10 protein-coding genes are annotated in these 14,356 nt (G+C 68.2%); 6 read left to right on the forward strand and 4 right to left on the reverse strand.

The window, feature by feature from the left end; all coding sequences use genetic code 11:
• The first annotated feature begins 4 nt into the window (after positions 1–4).
• From mmsA to LFM09_RS10295, 4 genes are read left to right on the forward strand one after another with little or no spacing between them, the layout of a single operon-like run.
• A complete protein-coding gene (gene mmsA, locus LFM09_RS10280) occupies positions 5–1,528 on the forward strand; it encodes a multiple monosaccharide ABC transporter ATP-binding protein (RefSeq protein ID WP_414096107.1) in 1,524 nt (507 codons plus the stop codon).
• On the forward strand, positions 1,528–2,685 hold the full coding sequence (gene mmsB, locus LFM09_RS10285; protein WP_414096108.1) for a multiple monosaccharide ABC transporter permease: 1,158 nt from the start codon (positions 1,528–1,530) through the stop codon (positions 2,683–2,685). Before mmsA ends, mmsB begins: the two co-directional genes overlap by 1 nt.
• Before the next feature lie 34 nt (positions 2,686–2,719).
• Entirely contained in the window at positions 2,720–5,812 is a 3,093-nt protein-coding gene (locus LFM09_RS10290; protein ID WP_414096109.1) for a family 43 glycosylhydrolase, read from the forward strand.
• A gap of 7 nt (positions 5,813–5,819) precedes the next feature.
• On the forward strand, positions 5,820–6,815 hold the full coding sequence (locus LFM09_RS10295; protein WP_414096110.1) for an aldose epimerase family protein: 996 nt from the start codon (positions 5,820–5,822) through the stop codon (positions 6,813–6,815).
• A 4-nt stretch (positions 6,816–6,819) separates the two neighbouring features.
• On the opposite strand, the gene LFM09_RS10300 is transcribed toward LFM09_RS10295, so the two are convergent.
• From LFM09_RS10300 to LFM09_RS10315, 4 genes are read right to left on the reverse strand one after another with little or no spacing between them, the layout of a single operon-like run.
• Positions 6,820–7,812, reverse strand: a complete 993-nt coding sequence (locus LFM09_RS10300; RefSeq protein WP_414096111.1) for an endo-1,4-beta-xylanase — start codon at positions 7,810–7,812, stop codon at positions 6,820–6,822.
• Between the two features lie 3 nt (positions 7,813–7,815).
• Positions 7,816–8,628 carry a carbohydrate ABC transporter permease gene (locus LFM09_RS10305; RefSeq protein ID WP_414096112.1) on the reverse strand — a complete coding sequence of 271 codons (813 nt, stop codon included), beginning with the start codon at positions 8,626–8,628 and terminating at the stop codon, positions 7,816–7,818.
• On the reverse strand, positions 8,628–9,590 hold the full coding sequence (locus LFM09_RS10310; protein ID WP_414096113.1) for a carbohydrate ABC transporter permease: 963 nt from the start codon (positions 9,588–9,590) through the stop codon (positions 8,628–8,630). Before LFM09_RS10310 ends, LFM09_RS10305 begins: the two co-directional genes overlap by 1 nt.
• Positions 9,590–10,846 carry an ABC transporter substrate-binding protein gene (locus LFM09_RS10315; protein ID WP_414096114.1) on the reverse strand — a complete coding sequence of 419 codons (1,257 nt, stop codon included), beginning with the start codon at positions 10,844–10,846 and terminating at the stop codon, positions 9,590–9,592. Before LFM09_RS10315 ends, LFM09_RS10310 begins: the two co-directional genes overlap by 1 nt.
• Positions 10,847–10,966: 120 nt before the next feature.
• Between LFM09_RS10315 and LFM09_RS10320 the strand changes: the two genes are divergently transcribed.
• Both LFM09_RS10320 and LFM09_RS10325 read left to right on the forward strand, forming a co-directional pair.
• Positions 10,967–11,977, forward strand: a complete 1,011-nt coding sequence (locus tag LFM09_RS10320; protein ID WP_414096115.1) for a LacI family DNA-binding transcriptional regulator — start codon at positions 10,967–10,969, stop codon at positions 11,975–11,977.
• Entirely contained in the window at positions 11,974–14,271 is a 2,298-nt protein-coding gene (locus tag LFM09_RS10325) for a beta-glucosidase family protein (protein WP_414096116.1), read from the forward strand. The genes LFM09_RS10320 and LFM09_RS10325 overlap by 4 nt, the downstream gene beginning before the upstream one ends.
• The last annotated feature ends 85 nt before the right edge of the window (positions 14,272–14,356 follow it).

Consider the following 14,356-nt stretch of genomic DNA (forward strand, 5'->3'; position numbering starts at 1 on the left):
CGAGGTGTCCGACGAAATCCTGGTGATGCGCGGCATCACCAAGAGGTTCGCGGGCGTCACCGCGCTGCACGACGTCTCGTTGAGCGTGCGGCGCGGTGAGATCCACGCGATCTGCGGAGAGAACGGCGCCGGCAAGTCCACGCTGATGAAGGTGCTGTCCGGGGTGCACCCGCACGGCACGTACGACGGCGAGATCGTCTTCGACGGCGAACCGTGCGCGTTCCACGGTGTGCGCGACAGCGAGCGGCGCGGCATCGTGATCATCCACCAGGAGCTGGCGCTGTGCGGTCAGCTCTCGGTCGCGGAGAACCTGTTCCTGGGCAACGAAAGGGCGCGGCGCGGGTTCATCGACTGGAACCGCACCAACCACGAGGCTCAGGCGTTGCTCGACCGCGTGGGGCTCCGGGAGAACCCCACGACGCCGGTCAACGACCTGGGCGTCGGCAAGCAGCAGCTGGTCGAGATCGCCAAGGCACTGTCCAAAGAGGTCAGTCTGCTGATCCTCGACGAGCCGACGGCGGCGCTCAACGACGACGACTCGCAGCACCTGCTCGATCTGCTCGACGGGCTGCGCGCGGAGGGCATCACCTCGGTGATCATCTCGCACAAGCTCAACGAGGTCACCAGGATCGCGGACACCGTCACGGTTCTGCGCGACGGCAAGACCATCGAAACGCTTCCGGCGAAAGGCCTGAGCGAGGAACGGATCATCGCCGGCATGGTCGGGCGCGACCTGGAACACCGGTTCCCACCGCGCACCCCGGACATCGGCGACGAGGTCCTGCGCATCGAGGACTGGACGGTGCACAGCCCGGCCCAGCCCGACCGGGTCGTCGTCGACAACGCCACGCTGTCCATCAGGCGTGGCGAGATCGTCGGCCTCGCCGGGCTGATGGGCGCGGGCCGCACGGAGCTCGCGATGAGCGTGTTCGGGCGGTCCTACGGCGTCGGCATCTCCGGCCGGGTCCTCAAGGACGGTGTGGAGATCGACACCCGCACCGTGCAGTCGGCGATCCGCAACGGGCTCGCGTACGTCAGCGAGGATCGCAAGCGGTACGGGCTCAACCTGATCGAGGGCGTGCAGCGCAACGTCTCCGCGGCGGCGCTGGACAAGCTCTCCAGGAAAGGCTGGGTGAACGAGAACGAGGAGTTCTCGGTCGCGGAACGGTTCCGGCGCTCCATGAGCATCCGCACCCCGGCCGTGTCGACCCAGGTGGGCACGCTGTCCGGCGGCAACCAGCAGAAGGTCGTGCTGGCCAAGTGGATGTTCACCGACCCGGACGTGCTGATCCTCGACGAGCCCACGCGCGGCATCGACGTCGGCGCGAAGTACGAGATCTACTCGATCATCAACGACCTCGCGGCCCAGGGCAGGGCGGTGCTGGTGATCTCCTCCGAGCTTCCCGAGCTGCTCGGCCTGTGCGACCGGATCTACGCGTTGTCCGAAGGGCGGATCACCGGTGAGGCCGACCGCGCGGACGCCACGCAGGAAAGCCTGATGCAGTACATGACACGAGGACAGAACTGATGACGATCAACCTGCGGCAGTCCGGCATCTACGTGGCGTTCGCCCTGATCGTCGTGCTCTTCGCGTTCCTGACCGACGGGGCTCTGCTGCAGCCGCAGAACATCTCCAACATCATCGTGCAGAACTCGTACGTGCTGATCCTCGCCATCGGCATGATCCTCGTGATCATCAACGGGCACATCGACCTGTCGGTGGGCTCGACGGTGGCGCTGACGGGTGCGATCTGCGCGGTGCTGACCGTCCAATGGGGACTCCCCTGGCCGGTTGCAGTGCTGCTGACCCTGTTGGCCGGCGCGGTCATCGGTGCGGCGCAAGGCTACTGGATCGCGTACTTCGGCATCCCGGCGTTCATCGTGACGCTGGCGGGCATGCTGGTGTTCCGCGCGCTCACCCTGACCACGCTGGGAAACCAGGGCATCGGGCCGTTCCCGGACGAGATCCGGTCCCTGGCCAACGGTTTCACCGGCGGCTACCTCGGCAACATCGGGCTCGGACCGCTCGGCGGCGCCGACCTGGTGAGCCTGCTGGCAGGTCTGGCCTGCGTGGCCGGGTTCGCGCTGTCGCAGTGGCGCAAGCGCGCGGCCCGGCTCGGGTACGGCCAGACCGTCGACCCGATGCCGGTGTTCGTCCTCAAGATCGTCGGCTTGGCGGTCGTCGTGATGGCGGTCGTGGTGCAGCTGGCCAGGTTCCGCAACCTGCCGTGGGTGCTGGTGCTGCTCGCGGCGCTGGCGCTCGGCTATTCGCTGATGGCCAACAACTCCGTGTTCGGCCGGCACATCTACTCGATCGGCGGCAACCTGCAGGCCGCCACGCTGTCCGGCGTGAAGGTCAAGGCCGTCACGTTCTGGGTGTTCGTGAACATGGGCGCGCTGGCGGGGCTCGCCGGCGTGATCTTCGCGGGCCGGCTCAACCAGGCCGGGCCGACCGCGGGCACCGCGTTCGAGCTGGACGCCATCGCGGCGGCGTTCATCGGTGGTGCCGCCGTGCAGGGCGGTGTCGGCAAGGTCGTCGGCGCCATCACCGGCGGCCTGATCATGGGTGTGATCAACAACGGGATGTCGCTCATCGGCGCGCCCAGTGAACGCGTGATGCTCGTCAAGGGCCTGGTCCTGCTCGCGGCGGTCGCTTACGACGTGTGGACCAAACGAAGGGCCTGATCTTCTCCCTTTATCCGAAAGGCAGACAACAACGATGTTGTTATCCCTGCGCCATTTCGGCGTCGTTGTGGCGGTGGCGGCCGCCCTCTTACCAGTCCCCGCCAACGCGGCCGAGTCGGTGGTGAAGACCGCGGCCGAAGCGTTGTCCGTGCCGAACATCGATGACGTCCGCGGACACCTGACCCTGCCCACCAGCGGAACGAACGACACCACAATCACGTGGACGTCGTCGAACCGCTCGGTGATCACCCCGACCGGCGAGGTCACCCGCCCGGCCACCGGCACGAAACCGGCCAAGGTCGTGCTGACGGCCAAGGTCAGTCGCGGATACCAGAGCACGACCCGCAGGCTGACGGCCACGGTCGCGCCCCTGCCGGCCAAGGAACCGTTGGCGGGCTACAGCTTCTTCTACTTCACCGGCGAAGGCAGCCCGAACGGCGAGCAGATCTACGCCGCCGCCAGCAACGGCAACAACCCGCTGAACTTCACCGAGCTCAACAACGGCCAGCCGATCCTCAAGTCCAGCCTCGGCGAACTCGGCGTGCGCGACCCGTTCATCCTCCGCTCCCCCGAAGGCGACAAGTTCTACCTGCTGGCAACGGATCTGAAGATCAACGGCGGCAACGGCTGGGACGCGGCGCAGCGCACCGGCAGCCGGTCGATCATGGTCTGGGAGTCGACGGACCTGAGGAACTGGTCGCGTCAGCGCAGCGTCCAGGTCTCGCCGCCGACCGCGGGCAACACCTGGGCCCCGGAAGCCCACTGGGACGCCAAGCGCGGCACCTATGTCGTCTACTGGGCGTCGAAGCTGTACGCCGAGAACGATCCCGGTCACACCGGCAACAGCTACAACCGCATGATGTACGCGACCACGCGTGACTTCGTGACATTCAGCGCGCCGAAGGTGTGGATCGACCCCGGTTACTCCGTGATCGACTCGACGGTCATCGAGCACAACGGGACCTACTACCGCTACACCAAGGACGAGCGGAACAACTCGTCGTCCTCGCCGTGCAGCAAGTACATCACCGCCGAGAAGTCGGCCGATCTGCTTGACCTGAAGTACGACTTCGTGGCGGAGTGCATCGGCAAGGCCACCTCCACCAGCCCAGGGCTCAACGCCGGTGAGGGCCCGACCGGGTTCAAGTCCAACACCGAGAACAAGTGGTACCTCTTCATCGACGAGTACGGCGGCCGCGGCTACGTGCCGTTCGAGACGACCGATCTCGCGTCCGGCAAGTGGACCATGTCGACCGGTGCCAGGCTCCCCGCTTCCCCGCGCCACGGCACGGTTCTGCCGGTGACGCAGGCCGAGCTCAACCGCCTGACCGCTCCCCCGGCGCCGGTTCGCGCGGACAGCAAGGGCCTCGTCGCGCACTGGCCGCTCAACGCCACGTCTGGACAGGTCGCCAAGGACGCCACGGGCCACGGCTACGACGGCGCGCTCGCCGGTGACGTGAGCTGGTCCGGCGGTGCGCTGCAGTTCGGCGGCCGCACCGGGCACGTCCAGCTGCCGAACAACATGCTGACCGGCGCCTCGGCCGTGACCGTCTCCGCCGACGTGCTCGTCGACGCGAACCAGCAGACGCCGTACTTCCTCTACGGGTTCGGCAACACCGCGCCGAACGGTGTCGGCAACGGCTACCTCTTCAGCACCGGCAACAACTACCGCGGCGCCATCGCCACCGGGAACTGGACCACCGAGCAGGGCGTCGACTCCGGCAGCGCGCTGGCACGCGGTGTGTGGAAGAACGTCACGCTGACCGTCGGCAACGGCGTGGAAGTGCTCTACCTCGACGGCAGAGAGGTCGGCCGCAACACCAACGCGACGATCAAGCCGTCCGACATCGGCGGCGGCATCACGGCGGCGAACTACCTGGGCCGCTCGGTCTACGCCGCCGACAGGACCCTGACCGGCAAGATGAAGGACGTCCGGCTCTACAACCGCGCGCTGTCAGGGGCCGAGGTCGCCGCGCTGCCGTCGAACAGCACCGTGATCACCTCGGTCGAGCTCGCGTCGCTCAAGGTGCCCGCGGTGATCGACTCCGGTGCCGGCACCGTCGTGCTGCCCGTCAAGCCCGGCACCGACCTGCGCCGGCTCACACCCCGGTTCGGACTCGCGCCAGGGTCGACCATCAAGCCCGGTGGCACGGTCGACCTGAGCAAGCCGCGCAAGTTCACCGTCACCAACACCTCCGGTGACCGTCGCGAATGGACGGTCGAGGCCCGCGAGATGCGCAGCCCGGTGCTGCCTGGGCTCAACGCCGACCCGAACATCGTCGCGTTCGGCGACACCTACTACATCTACCCGACCACCGACGGCTTCCCCGGCTGGAGCGGCACGAAGTTCTCCGCCTGGTCGTCGAAGAACCTGGTGGACTGGAAGGACGAGGGCGTCATCCTCGACCTCGGCCCCGACGTGAGCTGGGCCGACAGCCGGGCCTGGGCGCCGACGATCACCGAGCGCAACGGCAAGTACTACTTCTACTTCTGCGCCGACGCCAAGATCGGCGTCGCGGTGTCGGACTCGCCGACCGGCCCGTTCGTCGACTCCGGCCAGCCGCTGATCGCCCGCAACCCCGGTGGTGGCCAGGCCATCGACCCGGCCGTGTTCATCGACAAGTCGGGCCAGCCGTACCTGTACTGGGGCAACGGCGAGGCGTACGTCGTGCCGCTCAACAACGACATGGTGTCGTACGACCCGGCGCGCATCACCCGGCTGACCGGCCTGACCGACTTCCGCGAAGGCCTGTTCATGGTGGAGCGCAAGGGCACCTACTACCTGAGCTGGTCGGTCGACGACACGCGCAGCGAGGACTACCGCGTCGCCTACGCGACCGCGCCCAGTCCGACCGGCCCGTTCACGAACCGCGGCCTGATCCTGAGCAAGGATCTGAAGCTCGGCATCAAGGGCCCGGGGCACAGCTCGATGCTCCAGGTGCCCGGCACCGACGACTGGTACCTCGTCTACCACCGCTTCGCCATCCCCGGCGGTGACGGCATGAACCGCGAGACCACGATCGACAAGCTCGTGTTCAACCGCGACGGCACGATCGCCCCGGTCGTCCCGACGCTGGAAAGCGTGAAACCGCAACGGATCCGGCCGAACTGCCGGAACTACCACTAGGAGTTCGATGTCCCAGCGTGTACCCGAGCTCGGCCGGGAGCTCTTCGGCCGGCTCGGTGACACGGACGTGCACCGGTACGTCCTGTCCTGGCCCGGCGCCCTCACCGTGCGCGTGCTCGACTACGGCGCGGTCATCCAGTCCCTGGAGGCGCCGGACTCGCAGGGCGTCCCGGCCAACGTCGTGCTCGGCTACCCGACGCTCGACGAGTACGTGGCGAACAACCGGCCCGGCGCGTCCAGGGTGTTCTTCGGCGCGGTGATCGGCAGATGTGCCAACAGGATCGCCGGCGGCCGGTTCACCCTGGACGGCGTCGAGCACACGCTGCCGCTCAACGACGGCCCTCATTGCCTGCACGGCGGGCCCGCCGGGTTCGACACGCGGGTGTGGTCGGCCACCGAGCTGCACGACGCCGGCAGCGTCGGTGTCCGGCTGGAGCTGGTCAGCCCGGACGGCGACCAGGGCTTCCCCGGCACCGTCACCACCTCCGTGACCTACCGCCTGGAACGAAAGCGGCTGATCATCACCTACCGGGCGACCACAGACGCGCCCACTGTGCTCAACCTGACCAACCACACGTACTGGAACCTGGCCGGCAGCGGCGACGTCTACGGCCACTCGCTGCTGATCAACGCCGACCACTACTGCCCGGTCGACGACACGCTGATCCCGCTCGGTGCCCCCAAGGCGGTCGAGGGCACCGCGTTCGACTTCCGCCGGGCCAGGCCGATCGAGCACGGGTTCGACCACAACTGGGTGCTCAACGGGACCGGCCCGGCGGCCGTCGCGCACGACCCGGTGTCCGGGCGCACGCTGTTCATGTGGACCACTGAACCCGGCCTGCAGTTCTACGCCGGCAACTTCCTCACACCGACGCCCGGCGCGGGTTTCGCGCTGGAGGCACAGCACTTCCCGGACTCACCGAACCGTCCGGACTTCCCCAGCACCGTGTTGCGACCGGGTGACGTCTACCACCAGGAGACGATCTTCGAGTTCCCCCGCTGAGACGTCACGGGTTGATCCTCGTGTAGGCGGGCTTCGGCCTCAGGTTCGTGTCGTACAGACAGGCCGCACCTTCACCGGGGAACGTGCCGGGCACCCACGAGTGGCGGTCGGTGAACCCCCACGTGGTGAACTCCACGCACCGCGAGACCGCGTGACAGGCGTCCCAGATCTGCTTGTAGTAGTTCGCCTGCGTGTTCAGCTTCCCCGAGTCGGCCGGCAGCGGGATGCGGACGTCGGCCTCGGTGATCGCGATGTCGACGCCGAGAGCGGCGAGCCGCTCGATGTTCTGCCGCAGGCTCGTCGGGAACCCGTACTGCGTCGACAGGTGCGTCTGGATGCCGACGCCGTCGATCGGCACACCTTGTTGTTTCAACGTGCGCACGAGGTTGTAGAGGGCGTTGCTCTTGGCGTTGATGCCCTCGGTGTTGTAGTCGTTGATGTAGAGCTTCGCCGACGGGTCGGCGGCGCGGGCCCAGCGGAAGGCGTCCGCGACGTACGAGTCACCGAGCCGCTGCTGGAAGATCGACTGCCGGCGTGAACCGTCCTCGTTGAACATCTCGTTGACGACGTCCCACGCGCGGATCCGGCCGCGGTACCGGCCCATCTCCGTGTTGATGTGCTGCTGGACCACGCTGCGCAGCTCGCCGCCACCGAGGTTGTTCAGCCAGCCCGGGTACTGGCTGTGCCACACCAGCGTGTGGCCGCGGACGGACTTCCCGTTCTGCTGCGCGTAGTTCACGATCGCGTCCGCGCCGGACCAGTTGAACTGGCCGCGGTTCGGTTCGACCACGGCCCACTTCATCTCGTTCTCCGGCGTGACGCTGTCGAACTCCCGCGTCAGCACGGACCGGTAGTCCGCTTCGCTGTTCAGGTGTTGGGCGGCCACCGCGCTGCCCACGTACCTGGTGGTGATGTCCTTCAACGGACCCGCGGCCGATGCCGGAACCACCGGCACCAACAGCAATGCCGTCACTGCCACTGCTAATCGTGCGAACATCTCTCATCCTTTCACCGAACCGGTGAGCCCGCCGACCATCCGTCGTTCGGCGAGCACGAAGAACGCGAGAGCCGGAAGCATGGACAACGCGGTGAAGGCCAGCACCTTCGCGGTGTCCTGGGTGTGCTCCGACTGGAACATCGCCACGCCCAGCGGCAGTGTGAAATGGGCGGAGTCGTTGAAGACGAGCAGCGGCAGCAGGTAGAAGTTCCAACTGGTGACGAACGCGAGCACGGACACCGTGATCAGCGCGGGACGGGACAGCGGCAGCAGGATCCGCCAGAAGAACCCGAGCTTCGCCGCGCCGTCGAGCAGCGCCGCGTCCTCGAGTTCGGACGGGATCGCCCGCATGAACGGGCGCAGGATCACGATCGTGACCGGCAGCGAGAACGCCGCCTCGGGGATCGCGACCCCGAGAGGGTTTTCCAGCAACCCCAGCTGGCGCAGCCACAGGTACAGCGGCAGCGTGGCGACGCCGATGGGGAACAGCAGACCCAGCGTGAACAACGTGTAGACCGACTCGCGGCCCTTGAACTCATAACGCGACAACGCGAACGCGGCCATCGAGCCGAACACCACGGCCAGGACGGTGGCGATCACCGCGATCAACGTGCTGTTGCCCAGCAACCGCCAGAACTCCGGTGCGGCCAGCACCGAACGGTAGTTCTCCCACACCCAGGGGCCCGGCAGCCCGGCCGGCGAGGAGTTGATCTGCGCGGTCGTCCGGAACCCGCCCAGCACCACGAACAGCAGCGGCACCACCGTCACGCCGACCACCAGGAACGCGGCGAGGTACCCAACGGCGTTGCGGCGCATCAGCCGATCGCTCCTTCGGTGTCCCGGCGCAGGGCGAACCTCTGGTACAGCAACGCGAACAGGAAGCACACGATGAACAGGATCACCGCGACCGCGCTGCCGAACCCGAACTCGTAGCGCTTGAAACCGTGGTCGACCAGGTAGGTCGCCATCGTCGTGGACGCGTTCGCCGGACCGCCCAGCGTCATGATCCAGACCAGGTCGAACAGCTGCAGCGACCCGATCACCGACAGGAAGATCCAGACCCGGATCGTCGGGCCCAGCAACGGCAGCACGACGTTGCGGGTGATCTGCCAGCTCGACGCGCCGTCCAGCGCGGCGGCCTCACGCAGCTCGACCGGAACGCCCTGCAACCCCGCGAGCAGCAGGATCACGCCGAACCCGATGTACTTCCACGTGATCACGACGAACAACGTGTAGAGCACGATGGCCGGATCAGCGAGCCACTGCTGCACCAGCCAGCCCAGACCGAAGAACCGCAGCAGCGAGTCGACGAACCCGCCTGGTTGCAGCATCAGCAGCCAGATCACGGCGGTCACGGCCTCGGAGAGCACGTACGGCGCGAAGACCACCATCCTCAGGAACGTCCGGCCGCGCAGCTTCCGGTTGAGCAGCAACGCCAAAGCGATGCTCAACGGCAGCTGCACCACGATCGACAACGCAGCGATGATCAGGTTGTGCCCGATCGCGCCCTGGAACACCTTGCCGGACAGGGCCTCCACGTAGTTCTGCAGACCGACGAAATCCGTCAGCGGGCCGAACCCGTTCCACGAGTACAGGCTGTAGAACCCGGCCACGCCGATCGGCACCAGCACGAACCCGGCGAACAACACCAGGCCTGGAGCCAGCAGCAACGCGAGCTCGAACCGCACCCGCCGCCGCGACCGCCGGCGGGTGCCCCCGGCCGCGGGCGCGTGCGGCGCGGGGGCGGTCTCCGGCCGCGTGGTCACCGCGGTGCTCATCACTTGTTCCCGGCGGCTGCTTTGCTCACCGACTGCACGATCGTGCTCGGATCACCCTGACCGGCGAAGAAGTTCGCGATCGCGTCGTTCAGCGCCTGGCCGACGTTGGTCGGGAACGCGGTGTCGAAGTAGAACTGCAGGTGCTTGGCCTTGCCCATGTGCTCGGAGATCGTCTTGTGCGTCTCGGTCTTCAGCGACGCCACGGCCGCGGGGTGCACGGGCAGGCCGGATCCGGTCGCGGCGAGCTTCTTCTGCACTTCCTCGCTCACCAGGTGCTGCAGGAATCCCTCGCACGCCTTGGCAGCGCGGGTCGTGCAGGAGAACCCGTCACCACCACCCAGCAGCACGCTCGGATCCCCCTGCCCACCGGGCACCGCGGGGAACGGGAACCAGCCGAGCTTCGAGTCGAGCTGCTTGTCCTCGGTGAGCGCGGTCATCACGTCCGGTTGCCAGTCGCCCTGCAGCTCCATGGCCGCCTTGCCGTTCGCGAGCAGACCGGCCGAGCTGCCCGCACCCTGCTGCGCGGGCGTGCCGACGAACCCGTCCTGGAACGGCTTGGTGTCGAGGAACGCCTTGAGGTTCTCCCCCGCCTTGGTGAAGCACGGATCCGTGAGCTCGGTCTTGGCGACGGCGTTCTTCAGCGCGTCCACCGAGCACTGCCGGACCGCGAAGTAGCCCCAGTAGAACGCGTCCGGCCAGCGGTCCTTGCCACCGATCGCGATCGGCGTCTGCCCGGCGGCCCGAAGCTTCGCCACCGCGGTGTTGAGCTCGTCCAAAGTGGATGGTGGCGAGGTGATACCGGCTGCCGCGAAAAGGTCCTTGCGGTACCAGAAGCCGACCGCGTGCATCTGGTACGGCAGGCCGTACTGCTTGCCGCCGACCTGCCAGCCCTTGCCGTACTCGCCGAGCGACGCCGGAGCGATCTCGGCGATCTTGCCGGAGCGGATCTGGTCGGCGAGCTGACCACCACCCCACTGCTGGAACAGGTCCGGTGGCGTGGAGGACTGCAGCGCGAGCGGGACCTTGGTCTGGAACTGCTCGTTCTGGATCGGCTCGACCGTGAACGAGACGTCCTGATGTGCCTGGTGGTAGTCGTCGGCGATCTTCTGCCACACCGACTTCATCGGCTCGGTGGTCCGGTTGTGCCACCACGTGAGGGTGACCGGGCCGTCGGTGGAGGCATCACCGCCACCGCTGCACGCCGCCAGCGCGAGCGTCGCCGCGGCGAAGAGGGCAAGGGGCATCTTTGAACGCATCGGGGTCCACTCCTGACGACTTCGGCCGAGTTGGACTGCGTGTCGGGGCCAGAGACTCTCGTGCAGGCCGGGGTCGTGTCAATCGTTGTCGATAACGTTTTACACGGCTAGCCTGGGCCGGTGCCCCCAAGCTCTCGCGTCACGATCAGGGACGTCGCCGCCGCGGCCGGCGTCTCGGTCGCCACCGTGTCCAAGGTCCTCAACAACCGCTACGGCGTCGCCGCGGAGACGTTCGCGCGGGTCACGACCGTGATCGAGGAACTGGGCTACGAGGCGAGCCTGGTCGCGCAAAGCCTGCGCAACCACCGCACCAACGTGATCGGGATCCTGGTCGCCGACATCGAGCCGTTCAGCACCGAACTGCTCAAGGGCGCGGCGGACGCGATCCGCGGCACCGGGTTCGAGCTCGTCGTCTACTCGGCGGGCGGCCGCACGGGTGACCCGCAGGGCTGGGAGCGGCGCTACCTGACCCGGTTGAGCGGCACCCTGGTCGACGGGGCCGTGCTGGTCACCCCCGCCGTCGACCTCGAAGGCCTGCCCGGCACGCCGGTCGTCGCCGTCGACCCGCACACCGGCCGCTCACCGCTGCCGACCGTCGACTCCGACAACCTGCACGGCGGGCAGCTGGCCACCGAGCACCTGCTCTCCCTCGGTCACCGCCGGATCGCGCTGCTCACCGGCCGTGAGGACCTGAAGTCCGCCCAGCAGAGGGAAACCGGCTACCGGCGCGCACTCGCCGCCGCGGGCGTCCCGGTGCACGAGGACCTGATCCTGCGCGGTGACTACGACCACGACATCGCCGCCAGGTCGGCGCACGAGCTGCTGAAGGGCCTGGACCGACCCACGGCTGTGTTCGCGGCCAACGACATCAGCGCCATCGCCACCATCGAGACGGCTCTCGAACTCGGCCTGCGGGTACCCGACGATCTTTCGGTCGTCGGCTTCGACAACATCCCCGAGTCCGCGCTGTGCAGCCCACCGCTCACCACCGTGCAGCAGCCGATCCGCGAGATGGGACGACGCGCGATCACGTTGCTGGTCAAGCTGATCGACGGCGAGATGCCGGACGAAACCCACATCACCCTCGGCACCGATCTGGTGATCCGGCGGTCGACCGCGAGGTTGTCATGACAACGGAGACCACGGCGCCGGACGAGCCCTGGCGCGACCCTCGCCTGTCCACGGCCCGGCGCGTGCGCGATCTCGTCGCGCGGATGACGCAGCAAGAGAAGATCGCGCAACTGCAGGGCGTCTGGACCGGGATCGACGCCGCCGGGGAGATGGCACCGCACCAGCACGAGTTCGCCGTGACACCGCACGACTTCGACGAGCTGACCAGGCACGGCATCGGCCAGCTCACCCGCGTGTTCGGCACCCGGCCCGTCGCGCCCGAGGTCGGCGCGCACAGCCTCGCCCGCACCCAGCGCAAGATCGTCGAGGCCAGCCGGTTCGGGATTCCCGCGATGGTGCACGAGGAGTGCCTGACCGGGCTGGCCGCGTGGCAGGCGACCGTGTACCCGTCGCCGCTGTGCTGGGGCGCGACCTTCGAACCCGATCTCATCCGGCGCATGGCCGCGAAGTTCGGCGAGTCGATGCGCCGCCTCGGCGTGCACCAGGGCCTGGCGCCCGTCCTCGACGTCGCGAGGGACCTGCGGTGGGGCCGGGTCGAGGAGACCATCGGCGAGGACCCGCACCTGGTCGGGCTCATCGGCTCCGCGTACGTCGCGGGCCTGGAGTCGGCGGGCGTTGTGGCCACCCTCAAGCACTTCGCCGGGTACTCGGCTTCCCGTGCGGGACGCAACCTCGCGCCGGTCCCCATCGGGCCGCGCGAACTGGCCGACGTGCTGCTGCCGCCGTTCGAGATGGCACTGCGCGCCGGTGCCCGGTCGGTGATGAACTCCTACGCGGACAACGACGGTGTGCCGGTCGCCGCCGACCAGACGATGCTCACCGAACGGCTTCGCGACGAGTACGGGTTCACCGGCACCGTGGTCGCCGACTACTTCTCGGTGGCGTTCCTGCACAAGCTCCACGGTGTCGCGGCCGACCGGGAGGACGCGGCGGCGCAGGCGCTGACCGCGGGCATCGACGTCGAACTGCCCACTGTGGACTGTTACGGCGAGCCACTGCTGGCGGGCCTCGGCTCCGGCCGGGTGGACCAGGCGCTCGTCGACCGGGCGCTGACCCGCGTGCTGACGCAGAAGTGCGACCTCGGCCTGCTCGACCCCGGCCACTCCCCCGTTCCCGAGGCGGGCGTCGACCTCGACGACCCCGAGTCGCGCGCGCTCGCCCGTGAGATCGCCGAGCGCTCGATCGTGTTGCTGCACAACGACGGCGTGCTGCCGCTGACGGGCAAGCGCCTGGCGGTCATCGGTCCCCGCGCGGACGAGCCCGGCGCCATGATGGGCTGCTACTCCTTCCCGCTGCACGTCGGCGTGCACCACCCGGACGTGCCGATGGGTGTCGAGGTGCCGACCGTGCTGGACGCGTTGCGCGCCGAGCACGACGTCGTCTTCGCACGTGGTTGTCCGGTGCTCGGCGGCACCGACGACGAGATCGCCGAAGCCGTCGCCACCGCACGGCTGTCCGAGGTGTGCGTCGTGGTGCTCGGTGACCAGGCGGGGCTGTTCGGCAAGGGCACGTCCGGCGAGGGCTGCGACATTCCGGACCTGAAGCTGCCAGGACGCCAGGAAGAGCTGCTGGAGGCCGTGCTCGGCACCGGCATGCCGGTCGTGCTCGTGCTGCTGTCCGGCCGTCCCTACGACATCTCCCGGCAGATCGACCGGCTCGCCGCCGTCGTGTGCGGCTTCTACCCCGGTGAGGAGGGCGGTCCGGCGCTCGCGGGCGTCCTGAGTGGACGGATCAACCCGTCCGGGCGTCTCCCGGTCGGCTTTCCCGGCGCCGGGTCCTCCCAGCCGTCCACCTACCTCGCGGCCACGCTGGGCACCCGCAGCGAGGTGAGCACGGTCGACCCGACGCCGCTGTTCCCGTTCGGTCACGGACTTTCCTACGCGCCCGCCACGTGGGTCGCGGTGGGCTGCGAGGAGCGCGAGTGGCCGACCGACGGCACGTGCCGCGTGCACGTGGTCCTGCGCAACGACATGGAGATCGCGACCAGTGAGGTCGTGCAGATCTATCTGCACGATCCGGTGGCCGAGGTCGCGCGGCCCGTCCGCCAGTTGATCGGCGCGGTGAAGGTCGACCTCGCCCCCGGCCAGACCCGCACCGTCACGGCTGAACTGCACGCCGACCTCACCGCCTACACAGGACGGACGTATCAGCGCCAGGTCGACCCCGGTGACGTCGAGCTCCACGTGGGCACGTCGAGCGCGAACGTCCACTCCCGGCTGCGGCTCACGATGACAGGAAGCCCGCGCGTTGTCGGGTTCGATCGCGCACTCGTCCCGGAGTTCGACACACCCTGATCGTCGAACGCGTTCGAGTCGAACGGCGTCGAACGTGGAAAGAGCTTTCCGCGAAACGCGAACGTCCCTTAGATTCCCTTTCCGC

The organism is Lentzea alba (genome assembly GCF_047445655.1).
Lineage (GTDB): Bacteria > Actinomycetota > Actinomycetes > Mycobacteriales > Pseudonocardiaceae > Lentzea > Lentzea alba_A.

Bases quoted from the DNA above. Each gene is read 5' to 3' on its own strand.
- mmsB (WP_414096108.1), top strand. From the start codon at position 1,528: ATGACGATCAACCTGCGGCAGTCCGGCATCTACGTGGCGTTCGCCCTG.
- LFM09_RS10290 (WP_414096109.1), top strand. From the start codon at position 2,720: ATGTTGTTATCCCTGCGCCATTTCGGCGTCGTTGTGGCGGTGGCGGCC.
- LFM09_RS10295 (WP_414096110.1), top strand. From the start codon at position 5,820: ATGTCCCAGCGTGTACCCGAGCTCGGCCGGGAGCTCTTCGGCCGGCTC.
- LFM09_RS10300 (WP_414096111.1), bottom strand. From the start codon at position 7,812: ATGTTCGCACGATTAGCAGTGGCAGTGACGGCATTGCTGTTGGTGCCG.
- LFM09_RS10305 (WP_414096112.1), bottom strand. From the start codon at position 8,628: ATGCGCCGCAACGCCGTTGGGTACCTCGCCGCGTTCCTGGTGGTCGGC.
- LFM09_RS10310 (WP_414096113.1), bottom strand. From the start codon at position 9,590: ATGAGCACCGCGGTGACCACGCGGCCGGAGACCGCCCCCGCGCCGCAC.
- LFM09_RS10315 (WP_414096114.1), bottom strand. From the start codon at position 10,846: ATGCGTTCAAAGATGCCCCTTGCCCTCTTCGCCGCGGCGACGCTCGCG.
- LFM09_RS10325 (WP_414096116.1), top strand. From the start codon at position 11,974: ATGACAACGGAGACCACGGCGCCGGACGAGCCCTGGCGCGACCCTCGC.